The 26267-nt window shown below is 70.6% G+C and carries 7 protein-coding genes; all 7 read left to right on the top strand.

The window, feature by feature from the left end:
* Nucleotides 1-7: 7 nt before the first annotated feature.
* On the top strand, nucleotides 8-3604 hold the full coding sequence (gene recC, locus EKG36_RS00035) for an exodeoxyribonuclease V subunit gamma (RefSeq protein WP_126479743.1): 3597 nt from the start codon (nucleotides 8-10) through the stop codon (nucleotides 3602-3604).
* The gene (gene recB, locus EKG36_RS00030; RefSeq protein WP_126479741.1) at nucleotides 3601-7437 is read left to right on the top strand and encodes an exodeoxyribonuclease V subunit beta; all 3837 of its coding nucleotides are present in this window, start codon (nucleotides 3601-3603) and stop codon (nucleotides 7435-7437) included. Before recC ends, recB begins: the two co-directional genes overlap by 4 nt.
* Nucleotides 7434-9590, top strand: a complete 2157-nt coding sequence (recD, locus tag EKG36_RS00025; RefSeq protein WP_126479739.1) for an exodeoxyribonuclease V subunit alpha — start codon at nucleotides 7434-7436, stop codon at nucleotides 9588-9590. The genes recB and recD overlap by 4 nt, the downstream gene beginning before the upstream one ends.
* 198 nt (nucleotides 9591-9788) lie before the next feature.
* Nucleotides 9789-18260: a hypothetical protein gene (locus tag EKG36_RS00020; protein ID WP_126479737.1), complete on the top strand. Its 8472-nt coding sequence runs from the start codon at nucleotides 9789-9791 to the stop codon at nucleotides 18258-18260.
* Complete coding sequence (locus tag EKG36_RS00015; RefSeq protein WP_126479735.1) at nucleotides 18260-21721, top strand: hypothetical protein; 3462 nt, start codon at nucleotides 18260-18262, stop codon at nucleotides 21719-21721. The genes EKG36_RS00020 and EKG36_RS00015 overlap by 1 nt, the downstream gene beginning before the upstream one ends.
* Before the next feature lie 10 nt (nucleotides 21722-21731).
* On the top strand, nucleotides 21732-25082 hold the full coding sequence (locus EKG36_RS00010; protein ID WP_126479733.1) for a phospholipase D-like domain-containing protein: 3351 nt from the start codon (nucleotides 21732-21734) through the stop codon (nucleotides 25080-25082).
* A gap of 181 nt (nucleotides 25083-25263) precedes the next feature.
* Complete coding sequence (locus tag EKG36_RS00005) at nucleotides 25264-26175, top strand: TauD/TfdA dioxygenase family protein (protein ID WP_221766012.1); 912 nt, start codon at nucleotides 25264-25266, stop codon at nucleotides 26173-26175.
* The last annotated feature ends 92 nt before the right edge of the window (nucleotides 26176-26267 follow it).

Below are 26267 nucleotides of genomic sequence, written 5' to 3'. Positions count from 1 at the left end.
ATTCGCCATGCTCGCCACCACAGAGACCGCCCTGACGCCCGGCTTCATGGTGATCCACAGCAATCGCCTGGAGGCGCTGCGCGACCTGGCGGTGGAATGGCTGCGCAACCATCCGCTGGGCCCGCTGGAAGACGAGGTGATCCTGGTGCAGAGCAACGGCATCAGCCAGTGGCTGAAGCTGGCGCTGGCCGCCGACCCGCCCGAGGGCGCCGGCATCGCTGCCGCCATGGACGTCACCCTGCCGGCGCGCTACCTGTGGCAGGCCTACCGGGCGGTGCTGGGGAGCGACGCCGTGCCGCCGGCCTCGCCGCTGGACAAGCCGCGGCTCGTCTGGCGGCTGATGCGCCTGCTGCCCGAGCTGCTGAATGATCCCACCTTCGCGCCCCTGGCCCGTTTCCTGGCCGACGACGAGGACCTGCGCAAGCGCCACCAGCTCGCCGAGCGCCTGGCCGACCTCTTCGACCAGTACCAGGTCTACCGCGCCGACTGGCTGGCCGCCTGGGCCGAGGGCCGCGACGAGCTGATCGACGCCCGCGGCCAGGCCCGGCCGCTCGCCGAGGACCAGCGCTGGCAGCCGGCCCTGTGGCGGCGGCTGCGCGACGACATCGGCGAACAGGGACTCGCTACCAGCCGCGCCTGGGTGCATACCCGCTTCCTCGAGGCCTGCCGCGAACTGACGCCCGAGACGAGGCCCGCCGGCCTGCCGCGCCGGGTGGTGGTGTTCGGCATCTCCTCGCTGCCCCGCCAGACCCTGGAGGCCCTGGCTGCGGTGTCGAGGGTCAGCCAGGTGCTGCTCTGCGTGCACAACCCCTGCCGCCACTACTGGGCGGACATCATCGAGCACAAGGATCTCCTGCGCGCCGCCCGCCGGCGCCAGCGCCACCGTCCGGGCATGCCCCTGGCGCTCGACGACACCCAGCTGCACCTCCACGCCCAGCCGCTGATCGCCGCCTGGGGCAAGCAGGGCCGCGACTACCTGCGCCTGCTCGACGAGTTCGACGACCAGGACGCCTACCGGGCGCTGTTCGACGCCGAGGAGCTGCGCATCGACCTCTTCGATTCGCCGCTCGAGCAGGCCGAGGCGCCGGGGCTGCTGCAGCAGCTCCAGGACGACATCCTCGAACTGCGCCCGCCCCAGGAAACCCGCGATGCCTGGCCGGCGGTGGACCCGGTGCGCGATCGCAGCCTGCGCTTCCACATTGCCCACAGTGCCCTGCGCGAGGTGGAGATCCTCCACGACCAGCTGCTCGCCGCCTTCGACGCCGACCCCACGCTGCGCCCGCGCGACGTGCTGGTGATGGTGCCGGACATCGACACCTACGCCGCCGCCGTGCAGGCGGTGTTCGGCCGCTTGGCGCCGGACGACCCGCGCCATATCCCCTTCACGCTCTCCGACCAGACCAGCCGCCACCGCCAGCCGCTGCTGGTGGCGCTGGAGGCGCTGCTGCACCTGCCGGAGTCGCGTCTCACGGTGAGCGACCTGCTCGACCTGCTGGAGGTGCCTGCCCTGCGTGGGCGCTTCGGGCTGGATGCCGAGGCGCTGCCGGTGCTGCGCCGCTGGATCGAGGGCGCCGGCATCCGCTGGGGGCTCGACGCCGAGCAGCGCGCCCGGCTCGACCTGCCCGGCGGGCTCACCGCCAACACCTGGGCCTTCGGCCTGCGACGGCTGCTGCTGGGCTATGCGGTGGGCGACACCGCCGAGGGCCCCTGGCACGACATCGAGCCGTTCGGCGACATCGGCGGCCTGGAGGCGGCCCTGGCCGGGCCGCTGATGGACCTGCTCGATGTGCTCGAGACCCAGTGGCGTGCGCTCTCCGAGCCCGCCGACGTGCCGACCTGGTGCCGGCGGCTGCGCGAACTCGTCGGCGAGTGCTTCGCCGCCGAGGACGAGGCAGACCTTGCCACCCTCAGCCGCCTGGAGGAGCTGCTGGAGGACTGGCAGGAGACCACCGAGGACGCCGGCCTCAGCGAGGCCCTGCCGCTCTCGGTGGTGCGCGAGCACTGGCTCGGCCAGCTCGACGAGGCCAACCTCTCCCAGCGCTTCCTGGCCGGCGCGGTGAATGTCGCCACCCTGATGCCGATGCGCGCCATCCCCTTCCGCCACGTCTGCCTGCTGGGCATGAACGACGGCGACTACCCGCGCACCCAACGCCCGCTGGACATCGACCTGATGGGCCACGACTACCGCCCCGGCGACCGCTCGCGGCGCGAGGACGACCGCTACCTGTTCCTCGAGGCGCTGCTCTCGGCCCGCGACAGCCTGGTGATCAGCTGGGTGGGGCGCAGCATCCACGACAACGAACCCCGGCCGCCCTCGGTGCTGCTCGGCCAGCTGCGCGACCACCTGGCCGCCGGCTGGCGACTGGCCACGCACGAGAACGACGACGGCCAGGCCCTGCTCGACGCCCTGACCACCGAACATCCGCTGCAGCCGTTCAGCCGCAGCTACTTCTCAGCAGACCCACGCCTGTTTACCTATGCCCAGGAATGGCGGGCGGTGCATGCTGTCAAGACAGCACCAGAAGGCGTCACGGATGGCGAGCTGCCGCCGATCGAGCTCGACACCGCCCTGCCCCTGGCCCGCCTCTCCGGCTTCCTCAAGGACCCGGTCAAGGCCTTCTTCACCACCCGGCTCGGGGTCTTCCTCGAGCGCGAGGCGCTGGAGAGCCCCGACCACGAGCCCTTCGCCCTGGACGGCCTGGACCACTGGCAGCTCCAGCAGGCGCTGGTCGAGGCCGGGCGCCGCGCCGTGGACGAGGGCACCTCGCCGACGCCGGCCGTCCACGACACCCTGGAACGCCTGGAGCGCGAGGGGCGCCTCGCCATGGGCGGCTTCGCCGAGCTGATGCGCGAGGCGCTGGTCGAGCCGCTGGACGCCCTCTTCGAGGCCTATGCCGAGAAGCTCGCGGCCTGGCCCCACGCCTGGGAGACACCGGCCCCGGTCTCGCTGGCACTGGCCACCGACGCCGGCCCGCTGCTGGTGGAAGACTGGCTGGACGGCCTGCGCGAGAACGACGAAGGCGAGCGCTGCCGGCTGGTGCTGATGACCAGCAGCCTGGTCAACAAGGGCAAGTACCACTGGAAGCACTGGCTGGCGCCCTGGGTCAGTCATCTCGCCGGCCAGCTCGCCCTGGGCCCCATGACCACGGTGCTGCTCTCCCGGGCCGGCGGCGGCACCCTGCCGCCCCTGGACGAAGCCACTGCCCGGGCCCACCTGGAGGCCGTCGCCCGCGCCTGGCGCGCCGGCATGACCGCCCCGCTGCCGCTGGCCCGGGACACCGCCTTCGCCTGGCACGAGAAGGGCGGCGACGAGAACGCCCTGGCCCGCGTTTTCGGGGGCGACTCGGACCAGGCCGAGGAGGCCGACCTCAAGGCCTGGAAGGCCGCCGTCACCGCCTTCCATGGCACCGGCTTCAACGGCGATCACGGCGAGCTGGGCCGCGATCCCTACCTGGCCCGTCAGTGGCGCAACCTGGAGGGTCTGGTGCGCCACGAGGCCGCCGGCCGGCGCTTCACCGAGCTGTGTGATGCCCTCTACGCCCCGCTGCATGACGCGGTGAAAACCAAGAAGAACGGAGGCAAGGGCCAGGGAGGTCGCTCATGAACTCGCCCGAGACCGTGCAAGCGGCCGAGACCCCACGCCTCGATCCGGTTGCCCTGCCGCTCACCGGCAGCCGGCTGATCGAGGCCAGCGCCGGCACCGGCAAGACCTTCACCATCGCCCTGCTCTACCTGCGCCTGGTGCTCGGCCCCAGGGTCTCAAACGAAGAGCATGCCGAGGACGCGGCGAGCTTCCCGCGGCCGCTGACCCCGCCGGAGATCCTGGTGGTCACCTTCACCAACGCCGCCACCCAGGAGCTGCGCGACCGCATCCGCGCCCGGCTGGTGGAGGCCGCCGCGGCCTTTCAATCGGGGACAGACCCCGATTTCGCTGCGTCCCCTAATGAGACCGGCGATCTCTTCGACGAACCGGAATTGGAAGGAAATGGGGTCTGTCCCCAATTCAATCCGCCCAGCGGCGATCCGCTGCTGGCCCTGCGCGACAGCTACCCCCGCGAGAGCTGGCCGACCTGCGCCCGCCGCCTGCGGCTGGCCGCCGAGTGGATGGACGAGGCGGCGGTCTCCACCATCCACTCCTGGTGCCACCGCATGCTGCGCGAGCATGCCTTCGACAGCGGCAGCCTGTTCGCCCTGGAGATGGCGCTGGACCAGTCGGAGATGGACCTGGAGATCGCCCGGGACTACTGGCGCAGCTTCTACTACGACCTCGCCCCCGAGGCGCTGGCGATCATCGCCCGCTACTGGACGACCCCGGACACCCTCAACGACACCGCTGCCCGGCTGCGCACCCATGCCGCCGCCCTGCACGCGGCGCCGCCGCCCGCCGAGGCCCTGGATGCCTACCGCGAGCAGCGCTCCGCGGCCCTGGCCGAACTCAAGGCGCCCTGGCCGGCCTGGCTCGACGAGCTGGAGCCCCTGCTCGAGGAAGCGGCCCAGCGCAAGGCCTTCAACGGCCAGAAGCTCAATGCCAGGAGCCGCGCCAACTGGCTGGGTGCCCTGCGCGACTGGGCGAGCGATCCGGAACTGGCCAGGCCGTCGCTGACCGACGCCGCCTGGAAGCGCCTGACGCCCGAGGGTATCGCCGAGATCTGGAAGGAAGACCCGGCGCCCGACCTGCCGGCGCTGGAGGCGCTTTCCGAGCTGCCGGACCGGCTCGCCGAGCTGCCCGATCCGTTCGCCGACCTGCTCGCCCACGCCGTGCACTGGATGGCCGCGCGTCGCGAGACCGTGCAGCGCCGCCGCGCCGAGCTCGGCCCCGACGACCTGCTGCAGCGCCTGGACGCCGCCTTCGCGGGCGAGGCCGGCGAGACGCTGGCCGCGCGCATCCGCGAGCAGTTCCCGGTGGCGCTGGTCGACGAGTTCCAGGACACCGACCCGGTGCAGTACCGGCTCTTCGACCGGGTCTATCAACTGGCCGAGAACCGCGACGACAGCGCCGTGCTGCTGATCGGTGACCCCAAGCAGGCCATCTACGCCTTCCGCGGCGCCGATATCCACACCTACCTCCAGGCCCGGCGCGACACCGCCGGCCGCCACGTCACGCTGGGCACCAACTTCCGCTCCGCCGCGCCCATGGTCGAGGCGGTCAACCGGGTGTTCGCCCATGCCGAGCAGAGCGAGGCCGGTGCCTTCCTGTTCCGCCGCGGCGACGACAACCCCGTGCCCTTTGCGCCGGTGGATGCGAAGGGCAGGAAGGATGCCCTGGTCCGCCACGGCGCGGCCCAGCCGGCGCTGACCCTCTGGCACCAGCACGCCGAGACGCCGCTGTCGAAGTCCGCCTACCTCAGCGAGCTGGCCGGGCGCTGCGCCGCCGAGATGGCCGCCCTGCTGCGCGAGGGCCAGACCGGGCAGACGGGCTTCGTCCAGAGCAGTGGCGAAGAGCACGGCGAGCTGCGCCCATTGGCGCCGTCGGACCTCGCCGTGCTGGTCAACAACGCCGGCGAGGCCCGGGCCATCCGCGGCGCCCTGCTCGCCCGCGGCATCCGCAGCGTCTACCTCTCCGACAAGGAGGGCGTGTTCGAGACCGAGGCCGCCGCCGAGCTGGAGGTATGGCTGGCCGCCTGCGCCGCCCCGGACGACGAGCGCGCCCTGCGCGCGGCGCTGGCCACGCCCAGCCTGGGGCTCTCGCTCGCCAAACTCGACGCCCTGAATGGCGGTGCCCAGCAGGACGAGCTGGCCTGGGAGGCGCGGGTGATGCAGTTCCGCGACTACCACCGCCAGTGGCAGCGCCGCGGCGTGCTGCCCATGCTGCACCGGCTGCTGGCCGACTTCGCCGTACCCGGCCGGCTGCTCACTGTGCCGGAGGGCGAGCGACGGCTCACCGACCTGCTGCATCTTGGAGAACTCTTGCAGGAGGCCAGCGCCGAGATCGACGGCGAGCATGCCCTGCTGCGCCATCTCGCCGAGTCCCGGGCCCGGCCCCAGGAGCAGTCCGACGCCCACCGGCTGCGCCTGGAGAGCGACGCCGACCTGGTGCAGGTGGTGACCATCCACAAGTCCAAGGGCCTGGAGTACCCGCTGGTGTTCCTGCCCTTCATCGCCGCCTTCCGCCCGGTGAAGGCCGGCGACCTGCCGCTGCGCTGGCACGACGACGACGGGAACCTGCGCCTCTCCCTGGACGCCGACGAGGCCACCCTGGCCCGGGCCGACCACGAACGCCTGGGCGAGGACCTGCGCAAGCTCTACGTGGCCCTGACCCGCGCCCGCCACGCCACCTGGCTCGGCCTGGCGCCGCTGGACGCCATGGAGCGCAGCGCCGTCGGCCACCTCCTCTCCGGTGGCGAACCGCTGCTCCCCGAGGCCCTGCGCCCGGCGCTCGATGCTTTGGCGGACGCTGATGGTCACGACAGCGGCCGGGTACGGGTGACCGAGGCCCCGGAGGCCGATCCCGCCCCGGTGCACCTGGCCACCGAGCAGGCGCCCCTGGGCGAGGCACGCGCCCCCACCCGGACCATTCGCGAGCACTGGTGGATCGCCAGCTACTCGGCGCTGCGCGCCGGGGCCACGCCGGACGACGAACGCGACACCGCCGTCGAGGCCGGCCCGGCCCCCGAGCCCACCACCGCCGACGAGGCCACCGCCATGGAGGTGATCGACGAGCCCTTCGACGCCGGCGCCGCCGCGGTGAGCGAGGGCTCGCTTCACCGCTTCCCCCGCGGGCCTTCGGCGGGCACCTTCCTGCACGGCCTGCTGGAATGGGCCGGCGAGGAAGGCTTCGCCAAGGTGGCCGGAGACGCCGCGCTGCGCGAGGACACCCTGGCCCGGCGCGCCAACCGCCGTGGCTGGGAGGGCCAGATCGCCGCCCTCGAGCAGTGGCTGCCGGAGCTGCTGACCACCCCGCTGCCGGTGCCGAATGATGCCGCCCCGCTGCGCCTCGATCAGCTTTCCGGCTACCGGGTGGAGCTGGAATTCTGGTTCGCCGCCCACAAGGTGAAGACAAGCGAGCTGGACGCCCTCGTGAGCGCTCACACACTGGATAACCTGCCCCGGCCGGCGCTGGAGCCCGACACCCTGAACGGCATGCTCAAGGGCTTCATCGACCTGGTGGTGGAGCACGAGGGCCGCTTCTACGTGCTCGACTGGAAGTCCAACCACCTGGGCGCGAACGATGCCGCCTACACCGAGGCGGCGATGGCGGAGGCCGTGCTCGAGAAGCGCTACGACGTGCAGTACTGCCTCTACCTGCTGGCCCTGCACCGGCTGCTTCAGGCCCGGCTGCCGGACTACGACATCGACCGCCACCTGGGCGGGGCGCTCTACGTCTTCCTGCGCGGCACCCGCGCGCCCTCCCGGGGCGTGCACGCCGAGCGCCCGCCGAACGAGCTGATCCTCAATCTCGATGCCCTGTTCCGCGCCGCCGAGGAGGACGCCGCATGATCCCGGACACCCCCGATCTCGCCGCCGAACGGGCGCTGGCCGATCACGCGGCCCTGTTCACCCTGCTCGACCGCTGGGTGGAACGCGGCTGGCTGCGCTCGCTGGACCGCGCCTTCGCCGCCTTCCTCGGCCGCGAGGTGAGTGAAGCCTCACCCCGGCTGCTGCTGGCGGCGGCGCTGGCCAGCCACCAGCTCGGCCGCGGCCACGTGTGCCTGGACCTGGCCCAGACCCTGGCCACCCCGGACCTGGCCCTCTCGCTGCCGCCGGAGGGCGACAGCCTGGAGGACCCACCGCCGCTGCCCAGCCGGGTGATGGCCGCGCTCGACCTCGATGCCTGGCGTGCGGCGCTGGCCCAGCCCGAGCTGGTCGCCACCGGGCCCGGCAGCACCCCGCTGGTGCTCGCCGGGAGCCGAGAGCACCCCCGGCTCTACCTGCGCCGCTACTGGCAGCACGAGCAGGATATCCACACCCGGATCGGCGACCGGCTCGGCATGGATGACGAGGCCCCGGACGCGGCCCGCCTGCGGCCGATCCTCGATGCCCTCTTCCCGCCTCGACCCGATATCGACCGGCAGCTCGACTGGCAGAAGGCCGCCTGCGCCCTGGCCGGGCGCTCGCGCTTCGCGGTGATCACCGGCGGCCCCGGCACAGGCAAGACCACCACCGTGGTGCGCCTGCTCGCCCTGCTTCAGGCGCTTGCCTTGGGGAATAACATGGCGAATAGCAAGGGTGAAGAAGATGGGGGCGAACAGGCCCTGCGCATTCGTCTGGCCGCGCCCACCGGCAAGGCCGCCGCCCGGCTCAACGAGTCCATCGCCGGCCAGGTGGCGAAGCTCGCCCTCGACGGCCTGGCCGACGACCCCGAGCGGCTGCACGACGTGATCCCGAAAGAGGTCTCGACGCTGCACAGGTTATTGGGCTCTCGGCCGGACACCCGCCGCTTCCGCCACGACCGCCACGACCGCCACAACCCGCTGCCGCTGGACGTGCTGGTGGTGGACGAGGCCTCGATGGTGGACGTGGGCATGATGGCCGCGCTGCTCGAGGCGCTGCCGCCCCGGGCGCGGCTGGTGTTGCTCGGCGACAAGGACCAGCTCGCCTCGGTGGAGGCCGGCTCGATACTGGGCGACCTGTGCGCCCGAGCCGAGGGCGGCCACTACACCCCGGGCACCGCCGAGTGGCTGGCCGAGGCCACTGGCCAGCCGCTGCCCACGGACACCCTCGACGCCGATGGCCAGCCGCTCGACCAGGCCATCGCCATGCTGCGCGTCAGCCATCGCTTCACCGCCGACAGCGGCATCGGCCGGCTGGCCGCCGCCATCAACCTCGAGGCCGAGCCCGCCGCCAAGCGCCGCGCCATCTCCGAGGCGCTCAACCATGGCTTCGCGGACCTCTCGCACTTGAAACTAGGCGCCGACGACGAGCGCGGCCTGGCGCGCCTGGCCGTGACCGGCTGCCCCGAGCGCTTTCCCAATGCCGGCGCGGCCAGCGCGCCGCCGGTGGGCTATCGCCACTTCCTCGCCACCATGGCCGAGCGGCGCCCGGCGGACGACGCGGCTCAGGCGGCCTTCGATGACTGGGCCCGCGCCGTGCTGGCGGCCCACGGCCACTTCCAGCTGCTGTGCGCGCTGCGCCGCGGCCCCTGGGGCGTGGAGGGATTGAACGAGCGGGTGCGCCAGGCGCTGGAGCGGGAAGGGCTGATCGACAGCCAGGACGGCCGCCAGCGCTGGTACCCCGGCCGCCCGGTGCTGGTGACGAAGAACGACTACGGCCTGGGGCTGATGAACGGCGATATCGGCATCACCCTGGACATGCCGCGCCCGGGCGCTGCGCCAGGCGACGGCAGCCGCCGCCTGCTGCGGGTGGCCTTCCCCGCCGGCGACGGCACCGATCGCATCAAGTGGGTGCTGCCCTCGCGCCTGCAAGCGGTGGAGACGGTGTTCGCCATGACGGTGCACAAGTCCCAGGGCTCGGAGTTCACCCACGCCGCCCTGGTGCTGCCTGACGCACCGAATCCCATCCTCACCCGCGAGCTGGTCTACACCGGCATCACCCGTGCCCGCCACTGGCTGACGCTGGTCGAGACCGGCCGCGGCCAGCTGATGGACGCCGCACAGCGGCGAGTGATGCGGGTAAGTGGATTGGGAGGATAAGAAATTCAAGACACTGGAATTTCTTATTAGCTTTTTCACCATGCAAGCCTTATCACTGCCCACTGAAAGTATTGTATCCAGGGGCTGCATCCGCCGTGCTTTTGTCCGACTTGACTTGCTGTATGCGCGTGAGATTCCTACCTTCACATTTATTCACTGCAAGGCTGTTCGCTTCACGCCAGAACAAGAGTCAAGCCGATGCCACGCCAAGCTGGTATTCCCCTGCTGGAGCTATTCTCCGCGGTGGATCAGGTCAACTCGGTACTGCCACAGGCAGTAGGGGATTTCTTCGGGCGCTTTGCGGTCATCGGCCATACCAGCCGCCGCTCGCCGGGCGCCATCATCCACCAGGGCCGCCTTCAGGCACTGGATGAGTCGCTGGATGCCGATTCCCAGGGCTTCGATGTCGGTATCGGCACCCTGTCTTTACCACTGATTCACACCGGCCTGCCGTTCCAGCTCTCGCTGCAGCGCCAGGCCGTTGCGGACAACCTCGAACCGCCACCCGACGCCTGGCAGCTCGACCTCTTCCTGGCCGATTTCAGCCTCAGCGTCGACGGCCTGCAGCCGGCCCTGTTCGTCGAGGAAACCGGCACCACGCCGCGGCACCTGCTGCGCGACCCGAACAACGACAGGGTGCGCATCACCGGCTCGGCCGTGCTGCGGCTGCAGAAGAATGCCGGCAGCTCCGATGTCGACTTCCTGTTCATCGACCACCCCGACCCGCTCGACCCGACGCTGCAATCCGGCGCCGTGGTGTCGCTGAACTTCACCCCGCCCCACTTCTTCCTCGGCTCGTCGGACATCGGCCTGTCGGTCGGCAAGCTGACCTTCGACTTCTCCTCCAGCTACTCGCCGGCGGACGTGCTGGAGCGCAACCAGGGACCGACCTGGATGGGCCTGGCCATTCGCGAGGCCACCGTCTACGCACCGCGCAACCTGCCGGTGGTCGGCGACCTGTCCGGCGGCGTCAAGGACCTGCTGATCGGTCGGCCGGCCGGCATCCAGGGCGAGTTCGAGCTGCAGTTCGGCCGCACGGCCATGGACCCGGCCACCTTCCAGTTCGAGCAGCAACCGAGCGGCGACAACCGCCCGGTCGACATGAGCGACGGCTTCCCGCGCGTGATCTTCGAGGGCAGTCCGGACGAGCGGGTCAGCTTTCACGCCGGCTTCAACGCCCCGGCGCCGCCGGACGATGGCAGCCTGCCCGACGGCGCGCTGCAGGACTGGACCGCCATCTGGACCTGGCCCGACCGCGAAGACGAGGAAGGCGACAGTTCCAGCGGCAGCGTCGGCCAGAACCAGGTGCTGACAGTGCAGCCCATCGAGATCCTGACCATCGATGGCCAGGAGCAGCGCTTCAAGCATCCGCCGTTCACGTTCCGCTTCATCGCCGCCGGCGACCCGCCGAGCATTGCCGTGATCACCGACGGCGGCGATCGCCTCGCCAATGTCGTCCAGCTCAACGGCGGCATCGCGGACATCGAGCCCCTGACCCTGGAAGCGGTCTCCAACGCCGCCGACACGAGCGAGAGCGAATTCGACTGGAGCATCGAGGCCAATGGCAGCAGTGCCACGGGCGCCACCTTCAGCCCCGACCTGACCGGCCTGTCGGCGGACCGTGACGGCCACCTCTTCGTGCGCCTGCGCGAGAAGGTCGATGGCGAGGATGGCCACCGGGTGGCGCGCCTGCATCTGAAGCTGACCGAACGTACGCCGCTATTGATCGGTTGCGAGAGCGGCGTCTTCGACGCCACCGACACCAGCACCCCGCTGGACCTGATCGAGGTCGAGAAGACCTTCGACCTCTCGGACTTCCACGCCCAGGGCGACTTCACCGACCGGCTGGTCAGCGCCGTGCTCGACGGCTCCCCGGCCGGCGTCAGTGTGCCCAGCGACGGCCTGGCCCGCGTGGTCATCGGCGACGGTGCCGGCCCGGCGCCACCCGAAGACGATCGCCATGTGCAGATCCTCATGGAGTTCGAGGAGAACGACCCGCTGCGCTGGGGCGAGCATACCCCCAAGGACGTCGACCGCTCGGCCGGCGCCGCCAATATCCACGAGCAGCTGCTGCGCTGGGCCAACAAGTACCCGGGCGCCGATTTTCTTGTGGTCGGCCACACCGACGATTTGAATTTCGGTGAGCCCGGCCCCACCGCCGCCCAGGGCAATATCACCCTGGCCCGTGACCGCGCCGACAAGGCCCACGAATTCCTGACCACGCCCACCGCCGGGCTAGCGGCGATCGACAGCAGCCGGGTGGTGCGCCGCGGTGAGCACAGCGACTGGGATGCGGCCAACAGTGCCGGCGACAGCCTGGAAGAGAGCGCCGACATCGACCTGGCAGCGGCCGAGAAATCGGAAGCTTTCGGCGATGCCTCCTTCGCGCTGGGCTGGCTGATTCGTCACCAGCTGGAACGCAGCGGCTGGGAGATGGAGCACGATTCGGCGCACGCCTATGAACCGGATCGCCAGGCCTACCGCCGGGCCGATATCTACGCGATAGGCGGCACACCCGTGGCCGAGGCGATTCACACCGCCCAAAGCGCCGTTCATCGCGCCACCCTGCGCCGCTCGCTGGTGCCGGCACCGGGCCGCGATCCGGCCCCGATACCGCCCAAGGCCGCCGCCATCGACTACCGCGTCAAGCTGCGCTTCGTGTGGGACAGCCCCACGGCCACCCGCTGGGAAGACGCAGTGCCGACGCTGGCCGAAGCTGAATTCGCCTGGTCGCCCACCGAGATGCCGCTGCCGGCCGTCAACGGTGAGGCCGTCGAAGCCAGTCGCGAGACGCTGACCATCCACGCGCAGTGGATTCACGATGTGCGGACCGGCTTCACGCGCACCACCCTCGGCATCCGCTCCGACGGCGATCCCGACGGCCTGGTGTCCACCGACCAGAAGAACCTGACCGCGGCGCTGGCCTTCGGGCCGATGCTGCTGTCCGGCGTCGATTCCGACACCGACATGGTCGAAGCCGGCGCCCGCGTCACCGCACTGATCGCCGCGGCGGCCTTTGCCGATGTGCCGCTGGGCGGCGGCGACCCGCTGGTCGGCAACGGCTCGAAGACGGCATTGATTGCCGTCGAGGCCGAGGCGCAGACGCGCGCCGTCAGCGATGCGGCGGAGGACTACCAGGTCAAGCTGACCAGCGACTACACCTGCACGCTGCACGTCAATGGCGGCGCGCTCGGCATCAAGACCGCCGCCGACCGACCGATGAAGATTCGCTACAAGGGCGTCGGCTTCGAGTTCGACAACTCGAAGGAGGGCTGGGACAAGCTCGGCCTGGCCTTCGATACCAGCAGTATGGAGATCGAGGACCCCGGCAAATGGGAAATCGACGGCGTGCTCGGCAGCCTGCTGCGCATTGTCGAAGTGGCCATGGGCCGCGGCTCGCTGTGGATCGAGGGGCGCATCGCCGTGGCCCTGAATATCGGCGTGGTGGAAATCTCCGAGGCCATCATCCGGCTCACCTTCGAGGACGGCAGCCCGCTGCCGACATTCGAGCTGCGCGGCTTCGTGCTCAAGGCCGACGTGCCGGCCGTGCTCACCGGCGAGGGCCGGCTGCGCATCGAGGACGGCGGCGTGGTTCGCGCCGGTGTCGATGCCGACATCATCCCGCTGGACCTCAAGGCCAGCGCCGCACTGGCGCTGGCACGCAAGACCGACCCCGAGCCCTACACCTTCCTCAGCCTGGCCGTCGGCGTGCAGTTCTCCACGCCGCTTCCATTGCTGCAGACCGGCGCCGCCCTGTACGGCATGAAGGGCATGTTCGTCATGAACGGCGAGCGCGACATCCCGGCCGAAAGCGACGACCCGGTCGGCCGCGAGCTGACCTGGTGGGGCACGCCCCCGGAAAGCAAGTACCGGGCACGCCAGGGCCAGTACGCGCTCGGCGTCGGCGTGGTGGTCGGCACGCTGCCCGACGTCAGCTTCTGCTTTTCGGCCTCGGGCATGGTGGTGGTCGGCTTCCCCGATCCGGAAGTCATCCTCGGCGTCGATGTCAAGGTCATCGAGGTGCCGAACACCACGGTCAGCGACGAAGGCTCGTCGGAAGGCGCGATTACCGGCCTGATCGTCATCGACGACGAGGCCGTCACCGTGGCCGTGTCGGCCCAGTACGAAATCCCCAAGGTGCTCAAGGTCAAGGTACCGTTCGGCGCCTATTTCCCCTATGACGGCGACGGCACCTTCGTGCGCCTCGGCTGCGACGGCCAGACCGACTTCGGCCGCGTCGGCGAACCGATCACGCTGACCCTGCTGCCCGGTACCCTGGACGTGGAGGCCTGGGCCTACCTGATGATCGAGCAAGGCGGCCTGCCGTCGCTGGGCGGCGATGAGCGCTTCTCCTTCGACGGCTTCTCGGTCGGCTTCGGTGCCGGCTGGGGGATCGACTGGAGCGCCGGACCAATCAGCCTGTCGGCCTCGGCCAAGGTGCTGGTCGGTTTCGGCACCAAGCCACTGCTGATCAAGGGCGGCGTGTTCGTCGCCGGCGAGCTGGACCTGGTGGTGCTGTCGATCTCCGCTCGCGGCGAGCTGATCCTGACCTACCTCGACCCACCGGACCAGGATGCCAAACTGCGCCTGGACGGCGAATTCTGCGGCGAGGTCGACCTGTTCTTCTTCTCCATCAAGGGCTGTGTCGGCGTCAGCATCGGCGACGACCTGGAGGCACTGACACCGCCGGAACCCGAGCCGCCCATCGTGTCGGTCTCGCTGACCGACCGGCGCGACCGCATCATGGGCACGGCCGCGCCGCTTGGCACGTCGATCGCCGCTGCGCCGCTGTTCGATCTCGACGAGGAAGGCAACAACCAGGGCGCATCGCCCGACGACAACCACACGGTCTGGCCCGATACCGCGCCGGTGCTGCATTTCAGCCATTTCATTGCCAACGGCCTCGGCGATTCGGCGCAGTTCGACCCCGGCAATGCCCCGGCCCAGCCGCGCTGGTTCGGCAGCAACCGGCTCAAGTACGCCTACCGGCTGGACAGCCTTCAACTGCGCCGCAAACGCGATGGCCTGGTGGTCGGCGAAGGCACGCAGCTCGAATCGGTGTGGATGAGCAGCCCCTACCGGCAACCGGTCAGCGAGGCCGGCAACCCGGAGCCAAGCGAGCACGAAGGGCCCAACCTGAAGCTGCTCGACTGGAACCCGTGGAACTGGCCGCTGAACCTGCCGGGCGACGACGCCGGCGAGGGCCTGGCCGGCGATCCGGCCGCGGAAGTGGCCGATCTCTGCGAGCCGGTGCCCGAGGCGCGTCGCGCCTGCGTGTTCGGCCGTGCCGCCACCGGGCTGGGCTGGCAGCGGGTGCTGCTGCGCCAGGAAAGCCGGGCCGAGCCGCCCTACCCGAGCCGCTTCCACCTCACCGCCGAGCCGCTGCTGCGCAGCGGCGGTAGTGTCTACCGGCGCCGCGACCTGCAAACCCTGCTGAGCGTCTTCGCCGCCCACCTGGTGCCGGGCCGGCTGCGGCAATTGCCGTTCCCGGTCACCGTGGCCGGCACCACGCTGCAACAAGGCTACCGGCTGCCATCGGCCCAGCGCAGCGTCGAGGGCGGCCAGCTGGCCCTGCCGCTGCCCTGGGAAGCCCGGTTCGATCGTGAGCTGGCCCAACCGCGCGTCACGCTGCTGGTCTGCGATGCCGCCGGCCAGCCCGGCCGCACGCAGAAGCAATGCATCGACTTCGGCCAGCTGCGCCCCAGCGGCAAGCGCACCCGGATCAGCGTCGACGGCATCGACGTGGCCGCCATCGACCCGAACCAGCCGTTCACATTGACCGACTCGGTCGACGCCGAACGTTTCCGTCCCGGCCGGGATCGGCAGACCGATATCGCCTTTCTCGACGCCGGCATCGAGTTGCGCCTGCCGTCGCCGAGCCTGCAGGTCGAACTGCGGCTGATGAAGTTCCACCAGGCCGATATCGAGATTCATGCGCTGGACGCCAATGGCCGGCCCGTGGCCAGCGACACCGTCACCGGTCCGGTAAACGCCGGCCTCACGGCCCACCTGAACGCCCCCGGCGGCATTGCCCGCGTACAGGTCACCGGCGGCGGCCAGAGCGCCGTGCTGTTCGGCTTCTGCTTCACGGCTGCGGCCGAGGGCGACGAGCCCAGCGGCCAGGCCTGCGAGTCCTTCCGCCGCCTGAAGCCGCGCCGCGAGCCGTTGAAGGTCGTCGAGCACGGCAATATCAGGTTCACGCCGCTGCGCGATGGCGAGCAACTGCGGCTGGTCGATGCCGTCGATCAGCGCGACCGCACGCCGGTGGCCGGCAACGACGGAAGCGCCGAGATCAGCTTCCCGGCCTCCGGCCTGCGCATCGAGCTCCCGAACCGCTGCCGCGCCGTCGAGCTGTGGATCATGCAGTTCAGCAGCAAGCCGGTGAAGGCTGAGGCGCACGACAGCGACGGCAATCCCGTCGCCAGCGGCCATACGCCGCAGGCCCAGCGCCAGGCCCACCGCGTATTGCTCGACGCCGGCGACGATGGCCACATCAGCGGCGTGCAACTGACCGGCGGCGCCGGCGAAGCGGTACTGCTGCGCCTCTGCTGCCGCGGCGCCAGCCCCGAGGCGCGGCGCTGCATCGACTTCGAGGGCGCCTCGGTCGGCGGCAGCCGGGTCGCAAAACTCGAGCACCAGGGCGTGCTGTTCGCCGACAGCGACGAGCAGCGCCGCCTGCGGCTGGTCGATGCCGTCGACGCACGGCCCGAACCGGCCCGGCGCGGCCGCGATGGCATCGGCGACCTGCTGTTCGACGACGATGGCCTGCGTATCACGCTGCCGAATGACTGCACCGAAGTCAGCATCGGCCTGCTGCTACTGGCCGGGCCAGTCAAGGGCACGGCCCGCGATGCCCTGGGAGCACGCGTCGACCATGCCAGCACCGGCGACGAGCGCGGCTCCGAGCAACGGCTGGTCTTCCGCGGCGCCGGCATTCGCCAGATCGAGCTGTTGGGCGGTGGCGGCAAGGCGCTGTTGTTCGAGCTGTGCTGCCGGGCAGCGAAGCCGGCGACCAGCATCGAGTCGCCGCCACTCACCCATGCCACTCATGCTCCGGCCTTCGACGCCCTCACGCACGACGACCCGACCGCGTCATCGCTGGCCGCCTTCATCAGCGGCCGTACCGACAATGCACCGACGCAGACACTGGTGCGCGGCATGGTCGGCGAAGACGTCGGCGCCCACTGGCCCGGCCGGGTCGTCAGGGAACGGCAGGAACACGGCCGCCGCTGCCAGGTGATCGAGTACAACCCGGCCAGCGACGATACCGGCCCCTGGAACGGCTTCCAGGTCATTGCGCCGCCGGGCAAGCAGGTCAGCGTACTGGCCGTCTGCGGCACCGATCAGGTCATGGTCGAGCGCCGGCAGACCGACGCCGAAAACCGGGATCGTCGCCGCCACGAGACCCAGGACCAGGCCAGCCAGGGCCCCGGGCAACGCCGCGCCCTGGTGCTCGATCCGGGCGAGGAGTACGAGCTGGAAGCAACCTGGTCGTGGCAGGCCTGGCAAGCCAATGAAGAGGGCACCAACGAGCCACCGGCCACGCCCCCGGGCGACCAATGGACGCCGGCCGCCGCACCGCAGCGCTTCCACTTCGCCATTGCCGACGAGCAGCCGGCCGACAACAGCCCGCAGGACGGCCTCAACGAGTACCTGTTCGATGTGCGTGACATCAGCCGCCACCTGACCGCCGTGGAGCCGGCCGATGGCCGTGCCTGTCACTTCCTCGACGACGCTCTGTGGGTGCATTTCGACGCCGGCCACATGGAGCAGCTGGCCCAGCGCTATGGCCGCGAGCTGACGCTTGCCGTGCGCCGCACCGACCCGCCACCGCAGCCGGACCCGGCATCACTGGCCGACATGCTGGCGGCACTGCCTGGCGAGTTCGGCTGGAGCCACAGCCCGCCGCAATTGCTCGAGCCCGGCTATCGGCGGATCAACGAGGCCGCTGCGGCGGCGCCCTGCCTGCCGGACGAGCCGATCGTCGGCGGCGCCTCGCTGCACGCCAGGTTCGCGCTCGAGCCGCAGGCCATGTACGACTTCAGCCTGATCGCGCCACGCCGCGATGCCAGGGGCGAGCCGATCGATGCGCGCACCGTCAGCGCCACGCGCTTTGTCACCTCGCGCTATGCCAACCCGCTGCAGCTGCTGGAGCACCTGGGCTATTACCCGGGCGACCCGGCACCGTATCGGCCGGACGACATTATCCTGCCTGCCGGCGCGATCCTGCCCGGCGGCGCGGAAGAGGTCTCCGACAGCCTGTTCGACGAGCTGCTGCGCGACATGCAGGCCGACACCCTGCCGCTGCCGACCAGCACGCCGGTCAGCTACGTGGTCTGGCGCCACGACGGTGCGCAGTGGCGCATCGAGGGCCTGCTGGTCGACAGCCTCGAACCGCTGTTGCGCATCACCACCGTGCTGCAGGACGACGACCGGGCCGAGATCGTCACCCGCTGCGATGTGCGCCACGCGGAGGTCGATGGCCACACGCTGTCGCTGCATCGCAGCAACGAGCGTCGTACCCGGGTCTTCCTGAAGGCCGATAGTCCGTTCACGCTGGCGGCCGGCAGCCACGAGCTGCGCCTCGACATGGACACCAGCGGCGGCGTGCTGCACGGCCGCCGACGGCTGAGTCACCGGCCGGCCATCATCGAACGGGAGGGGTTCTGATGAGCGACTTCGTAACGCCATACCTGTTCAATGCCCACGCGCTGCCGGTCGACACCGACGAGCCACACGCTCGGCACGGCAATCACCTGCGGGTGAACCACCATCCGCTGCTGGGCCTGCCGGTGGCCCCCTTCCTGGTGGCACGCGCCGAGATCGACAACCTCAAGCTGCTCAACACGCGCAGCGACGCCCGGTTCTACGACCGCAACGACAACGAGCTGCTGCCCCCCTTCGACGTCACACCGGACAACCCGGTCACCGCCGTCATCACGCTGGCGCCGCGTGAAACCTGTATCTGGGCCCAGGTCGAGGCGCTATCGGTGGAGGACAGCAAGCCGCGCGAGCAGCCAGACTCACCGCCGCCGGTCACCGATGCCGAGCCGATCCCGTTCAACCCGATACTGCCTCGTCCCGGCGTGGTGCGTCCGGGCGGCTCGCGGCCGATGCCCCCCAACAACCCCTTTGACGACATCGGCCGGATCACGCGGCGCCCGTCGCCTCTCTTCAACCGCGAGCGCTTCCGGGTGCCCAACATCGATCCCGACCTGCTGAGACGCAACCGCAGGCTCACTTGCGAGGCCTTCGTCGACTCTGCCGCCGGACCGGCCACGATCGGTCGCCGCTCCGAGCGTCGCTATGCCTTTTCAGGCCCCGGCATTACCCAGATTCGCATCACCGGCTGGGGCCGGGTAACCCGCGTGCGCTGGATCGAGGCGCGCGACGAGCAGCGGCTCGAGTACGAGCCCTGCACCATCATGAACCTGCCCCATGAAGGCGGCGCGCGCTACCTGCCGATCCACGACGCGCTGGCTCGGGCCGATCAGCGCGTTGCCCAGCAGGCACCCAAGCGCCGTCCGCTGCAGGAAACCCTCGACACCCCGGCACCGGCGGCCGCACCGCTGGCCGACGCGACTTTCGAGCAACAGCGCGTGGCATCGCTCAGCGCCACCGCGGTGGCAGACCTGGAACCGCTGATCAACGACCTGAGCCAGTCGCAACGGGAACAGGTGGTCGACGAAGCCTTCGTCGACGAGCATGGCAACAACGTCGGTTCCAGCACCGCCAGTCGCCTGGGCCGGGTGCTGCAGATGTTGGCCGACCCCGGCACCGCCAGCCGGCTCGGCTACAAGTGGCGTGACGATGCCTACAAGGAAAGCGACGAGCGCGTGGTGTTCTACCGCGTGTTCGGCTTCTTCGCCGATCCCCCACCCAGCGGGCCGCTGGACCAGCGCCCGCCCGAGGAAACGCTGGTCGACGGCATGATCGACTCGCTGCGGCCACAGCACCGCAACTGGTCGCGCCAGGAACTGCTGCAGGCGCTGGCCTCGCTGCTCGGACACAGCGGCGACGATGCGCCACTCACCCACGCGACCGCGCGAACCCCGCTGGCTGGCGTGAATGCCGAAGCGCTGGACAAACTGGAAGACCACGACCGCTACTTCGGCGTCTCCAGCATTGCCATTGCCGACCGCGGCGCCCCGCTGGACCCGCTGCGTCCGCCGCAGCTGCCACCACCCGAGGAAACGCCGCCGCTGCGCGACAACTGGCTGCCGGCAACGCCGCCGGCCGCGCGGCGCGAAGTGATCGTCGATGTGCGCAAGAGTCGCGTCGGTGGCCTGCTGGCCGCCGGCAAGCGCACGCCGGCCGCGGCGCCCGGCGCCGTTTACCGGCCACTGAACAAGGCCAACGGCGACGGCTTCCACCTGCCGCTGGTGCTGGCGCTGAACAGCGACGACGGCACCCAGCCGCCCGAGCCGGAGCCCGGCAGCGGTTTCGTCGCCGATCGCCAGGCCGGCCCCGAGGCCATCCGCTACTTCATCGCCGAGCAGGACCGCTTCGGCCGCTGGTCGAACTGGGCCCGCCGCGAGCACCGCGCCGGCGTGCGGCCGCGGCCGCCGCGGCCCGAGTTCCAGGCTTACTACCGCCAGCCGGCCATCGAAGATGCCGCCTCCAACGGCGGCAGCGTGCTGGTCAAGGTCATGGTACCCGATGCCGAATCGCTGGCACCGGGCAGCCACCTGCTGCAGACCTTGCGGCTGTTCCGCGTCGACGAGGTCGACGGCACGCTGGCACCCCTGGAGGCCGCCGAAGCCGACAAGCAGCTGCACCCGGCCGACGCCGGCGCCCCCGCCGACGAACGCCGCTTCCTTCTCGACCTGCGCTGGACCGGCCCGGTGCTCGCCGCCACCGAGCAGCGCACGCTGCGGCTGACGGCCCGCTGGATCGATACCGAGGGCCGCCAGTCCGAGGAGTCCACGCCGACCACGCTGAGGTTGGTCGATCCGCGCCCGCCCGCACCGGTCCCGGTACCCGACGAGCTGCAATACGCCGCTCGGCCCGACGTGACCGGCCTGTGCTGGGTGGAATACCGCTGGCACCCGCAGCCGGGCCAGCACCATTTCGGCGTCTACTACAGCGACGAAAACCGGCTGCGCAGCCACCTCGACGATCTCGACCGCCACGACCTGCTCGACGACCTGGATGCCGCCGCCGACGCCGCCGCCCGCGCCACGATCTTTCGCGCCAACGAGGCGCTGTTCCCCGACTTCCTGTTCGAGCGCCTGCGCGAGGTCAACGTGGCCTTCAACTCCGGCGAGCGGGGCTTCCGCCACCCGGTTTCCGGCAGCCTGCGCATTCTCAATTTCTACAAGGTGGCCGCCGAGGCCGAGAGCGGCGCCAAGCCGGTGCTCACCGATGTGCCGATGATCGTCTATGGCGTGCCCAATGCCGATCCGCCGCCGCGGCCCACCGTGCAGGTCACGCCGGTGTCCGCCGAGGCCGGCGAGAACCCGCTGGTGGCCCAGGTGCAGATCAATCTGCTGACCGGCACCACCAAGGGCCTGAACTGGCGGCTGCGACGCAGCTCGGTCAGCACCCAAACGCTGGCCAGGGTGCCCGTCGTCGCCACCGGTGCCATGGGGGAGATCGACGAGGCCACTGGTCGCCAGCAGTCGGTCTACCGCGACGACGGCCCGGTGCAGATCGCCCCCCACGCGCAGTTGCGTCCCTGGGTGCGCTATAGCTGGGTCGCCGAGGTACAAGGCGCACCGGAATCCGGCTCCGAGGCCGCCGGCCAGGCCGTGCCGGGCCTGTGGAGCCGGCCGTCTGACCCGTTCAGCCTGGTGCTGCTGCCGGAGCAACCACCGGCGCCGCCGAGCATCGATGATGTGCAGGGTCAGACCGTCGGCAGCGACCGCCGCCAGGTGCAGATCACCTTCAGCCACCCGGATGAACTGTCCGGCGGCAGCGTTGGCAGCTACCGGCTACGGCTGTCGCGACGGCTGGCCAGCGACGCGCCGCTGGAGCTGCTGCGCGACGAGGCCATCGGCGGCAGCGGCCCTTTCGTGGTCAGCGACGAGGCCAGCGACAGCACGCCGGTGCCGGTCGGTACCGAATACCTGGTCGAACTGGTCGACCCCTTGGGTCGCGCCAGCGGCCCCGGCCTGGCGGTCGTCACCTAGGAGCCTCATCATGGTCGATCTCGTTCCCGCTCCCAATACGCTGGGCCTGTCCTCACCGGCCCTGGGGCCATGGTTCCGGCACAGCGACACCAGCGTCACCTTGCCGACGCTGCCGCTGCCCAACGCCGACCTGTCACTGTCGCTGACACTGGATAACGACCTGCAGTGGCGCACCCCGGCCATTGCCACCCGCTCCTATCTGTTTGCCAGCACCACGCGCCCGCCGGCGCTGCGCGGCCTGCGCCAGGAAGACGGCAGCAGCGCGTTCACCGACGGCAACCTGGTGGTGCTGCTGACGCTGCTGCCGGAAGCCGAGCTGCGGCTGTGGGCGCTGACCCAGATCATCCCGTCACCCGACGGCAGCCCCGCGCCGCCCGCCAACAACCCGGCGCGGCCACGGGTGCGCTGGCTGGCCATGGAAGTGCCGGCCGCCAGCGCCGGCAGCATTGCCGACCTCGAGAACCTGCGCGAGGCGGATCTGCCGGCCGACCTCAGCAACGATGCCGACAAGGCGGCCTTTCTCGGTCTCGGCAGCGACGCTGGCCTGGTCAATGCCGGCGAGCCTGTGCGCGAGCTGCGCCGCCCGGAAACCTCCAGCGCCGTGGCACTGCAAAACCGCAGCGGCGCGCCGCTGAACGTCCAACTGTGGTGCTTCGACTACCGCGGCCGACCGCTGGACCCCGGCGCGGTGGCCAACTGGTGGACCTTCATGGCCCAAACCGGCAACTGGGACAACCTCTGGGCCGACGACGACGAGGCCAACCCGCTCACCGCGGCGGTGACGGCCGGCCGCATGGTGCACCTGACCAATGCCCACGAAGGCCCCATCGACCCGCCGCTGCTCGGCCGCCTGAACCTCACCGACCTGAACCAGACCGGCGGTTCCACGGCGCTTTACCAGGCCGCCGCCAATCCGGCCATCGCGCTGACCGCGGCTGCCAATGCCGACACCGACAGCGCCCCGCTGCCGCGCCTGGCCGCCCTGCCGCTCGGCAACTACGCGCCACCGGCCACGGCGACGCCGTTCGCCGGCTGGACCGGCGGCGGCTTCGCGGCTGGCATTACGCGCGATTTCCTGCGCATCGCCTGCGTCGATATCGAGAAGCACCTCGTCGGCCTGCCGCGGACCGCCGGCACGGCCCAGGCCGACCCGCGCCACCGCATCAGCGCGGCGCGCAATACCGCCGCCAACCCGGTGCTGGCCACCAGCGACGCCGTCACCGGCCAGCTCATGGCCACGCTCAACGCCGGCGCCAACGGCATCGCCATGGCCCCGGTCATGGACCGGCTCTGGGGCCAGACCAACCCGCCGGCCGATTTCGGCACCGGCGACCTGCCGGACCCGCTCGATTTCAGCGTGCGAGCCCTGGCCGGCGAAGGGCAGACCACCGGCGGAGGGTCGGTAGCCGACCAGCGCGTGGCCGTGCGCTTCGAGGGCTCGCTGCCCCCCGGTGGCTGGGTGCGACTGTGGACCCACGGGCTCGATACACGAAGCGGTCGCCGTTTCCGGCAGGACGGCGGCGGCGCGCTGGCCGATGCCAATGGCGATGCCTGGCTGGTACTGGCGCTGCCGGACGGCGCCGCGGCCCCCACCGGCCCGGATGCCGACCCGGTGCCGTTGTCCTGCGATGCGCTGGTCATTGCCGATGGCCAGAGCCGCTACTACGCCGACCTGCGCTTCGAGCGCCCTGCCACCGAGCCCGGCAGCCAGCTGAGCCTGCCCGCCCCGCCCACCATCCCGGCCGGTGTCACGCTGTGGCTGTGCGAACAGGGCGCGGCCATGAACCGTGGCACCGGCCAATACGCCAGCGGCCAGACACTGCTGGCCGTGCCCGACGACGCCAGCGCCACCCCGCAGCTGGTCGACCTGGCCAGCCTCGATGCCACCGACCTGGCCGCCAACACCCTGCCCAATGCCGCAGCGGCCGGCGATACGCTGATTGTCACCGAACCCGCCTTTGGCCAGACCCCGGACGGCGACCTCGACGCGGCCGGCAGCGCGGCCACCCTGGTCAAACGCGAGCGCGCAGGCCTGAGCGAAGTGGCGACCATGGGCCGACCGGCACCCTCGCAGGAGCGCCGCGAACTGGCCGCCTACGATGCGGCCGGTGCCACCGGCGTCATCGGTGCCACGCCGGGACGCGCCGCCTACCACGAGTCACCCCCCATGCAGCTCGGCCATCCCGGCGTGCCGGCCGCGGCGGAAATCCACGGCCCCGGAGCGGCCCTGGCCGGTCCGGCCGCCGATGCCCTGCATCAGCCCATGGCGGAGCGGCGCGCCGACAACCTGCTCGATTTCGTCGCCCATAACAGCGCACCGGTCACTCCCACCCCCGATCCGGGCGGCACCACCACCTGGGCGGCCGTGCTGGAAACCGGCACCTTCGGCGTGGCGGGCGATGCCGCCATCCGGGCGCTGCTGGCCAACAACCCCGGCTTTCTGCCCGGCCAGAGCTGGCTGGACCTCAAGGGCCAGATCGAGACTGCGTTGCAGAACCGGACCGGTCAGCCGATCGACCTGGACACTGTCATCGACTCGGCCAATTTCGACGACAACGCGCTGGCCGCCGCCCTCGACCGCATGATCCTCAACACCCGCGACGGCAGCGCCAGCTTCGCCAGTGCCGTGCTGGCGGCCATCGGCCGCGCCGAGGACTTCCTCTACCTGGAGACCCCGGCCATCGATGCCCTGATGGCCAATCCCGGCAATATCGACCTGCTCGGCACCATCCGGACTCGCTGGACCGTCCGGCCCGACCTGCGCGTGCTGCTGTGCGTGCCGGAAAAATACCTGCCGGATCAGACAGCCAAACTGGAGGACGTCCGCATCGCGGGCGTGCGCGCCGCACTCACTGCCTTGCGAACGGCGGGCGGCAACCGCGTGCAGCTGTTCTCCCCCCTGGCCGGCCCAGGCCGCCCCGGCTACCTGGCCAGCACCAGCGTCATAGTCGACGACGCACTGATGCTCACCGGCAGCACCCACCTGTGGCGTCGCGGCCTCACCTTCGACAGCTCGCTGGCCGCCGGCCTGTTCGACGAAAACGTCGCCGTCGGCCGCCCCGCCGCAGTCCGCGCCGCCCGGCAACGGCTACTCGCCAACGCCCTCGGCCTGCCGCTGAATTTCCTGCCCGACGACCCGGAAGACTGCCTCGACGCCATCGCCCAGCTCAACGCCAGCGGCGGCCTCGGCCGCGTTGACCCCGGCGCTTACCTCTCCTCCACCAACGGCAACGCCCCGAGCAGCGCCGACATGGACATCTGGAACCCCAACGGCCAGCCTGGCGGCACCTCGGACTGGCTGACCTTCTTCGCCGCACTGACCGGCGATGCCTCCACCGAGTTCAACAACGCCATCCGGTAGCCCCTCACCAGGCCGCGGCCAGCTGATGGACGCGGCGCAGCGGTGGGTGAGTGGCCTGGGGCAAGCGACAAGGGGCCGACGCGGCAGGCGCCGTCATGGCAGGTGCCCCTTTGGAAAACCGCCTCGTCTCTGTCAGCATGCCCCGCACATACATCCTGTGCGCGGATGACAGCGGCGCCCCGTGGCCACCTTCCTTGAGGCATCCGACGGCGCCCTCCTCCTTGCTGGCATCGCGCTCAACCACAGGAGGCCCACCTCGATGTCTCGTCGATCCACGCTCCCGCCCCTGGACCCGTCACACGTCGCCACCATCGAAGCCTTCGGCGCCACCATCACCCCGCTGGAGCCGCTGGGCGCGCAGGTACGGGGCATCGGCCTGTCGTCCGGGGAGGCGCCGCCGCCCGAGGTCCTCGACGCCCTGGAGCGCGAGATGGCCAACCGCGGGTTCCTGGTCTTCAAGAACGGCGCACCGCTCGCGGCCGACGACTTCCTCCGCGCGAGCTGCTGGTGGGGCGGCAAGGAACTGCACAGCACCCACGGCGTGCACCCGGCCACGCCCGAGGGCAACCCGCATATCTTCCGCCTCTCGAACGACCGCCGTCACGGCATCCCCGACGTGGGGCCGCAATGGCACAACGACGGCAGCTTCAACACCGACACCTTCTCGCACTCGGGCTACCACATCGTCCGGCCCGCGGAGAAAGGCGGCGGCACCTACTTCGCCCATCAGGGTGCCGCCTACGACGCCCTCCCGGTGGATCGCAAGGAATTCTGGAGCCGCCTTTCATCGGTAAACTCCAGTTCAGGTGCCGTTCACCCCATGGTGCACGAGCACCCCATTTCCCGGCGCAAGTGCATCTGGATGCACCTGGGCATGACGGGGGCGGTGATCGAGAAGCTGCCCGACGAGGAGGCCTTTCGCCTGTTGAACGCCGACGAACTGAAGCAGCTCTGTCATGAGTACAACGACATCCTGAATGCCGGGCTGGAGAACGGCTACGCTGCCGCCTACGAGTATCGGGAAAACGACTGCGTGTTCATCGACAATCTCGCCGTGGCGCATCCGGAGCCTGTCAACATAGTTGGCACATGAAATGACTTCGGCTCTTTAAAATCCTGATGCCTGTGACATCGGGACCCGCTCGGGATTCAGGTGCACGATTTCTGGCAAGCTGAGGTTTCGGA

It is taken from the genome of Halomonas nitroreducens (genome assembly GCF_003966155.1).
Classification (GTDB): domain Bacteria; phylum Pseudomonadota; class Gammaproteobacteria; order Pseudomonadales; family Halomonadaceae; genus Halomonas; species Halomonas nitroreducens.
This window is presented reverse-complemented; position numbering and strand designations above follow the sequence as displayed.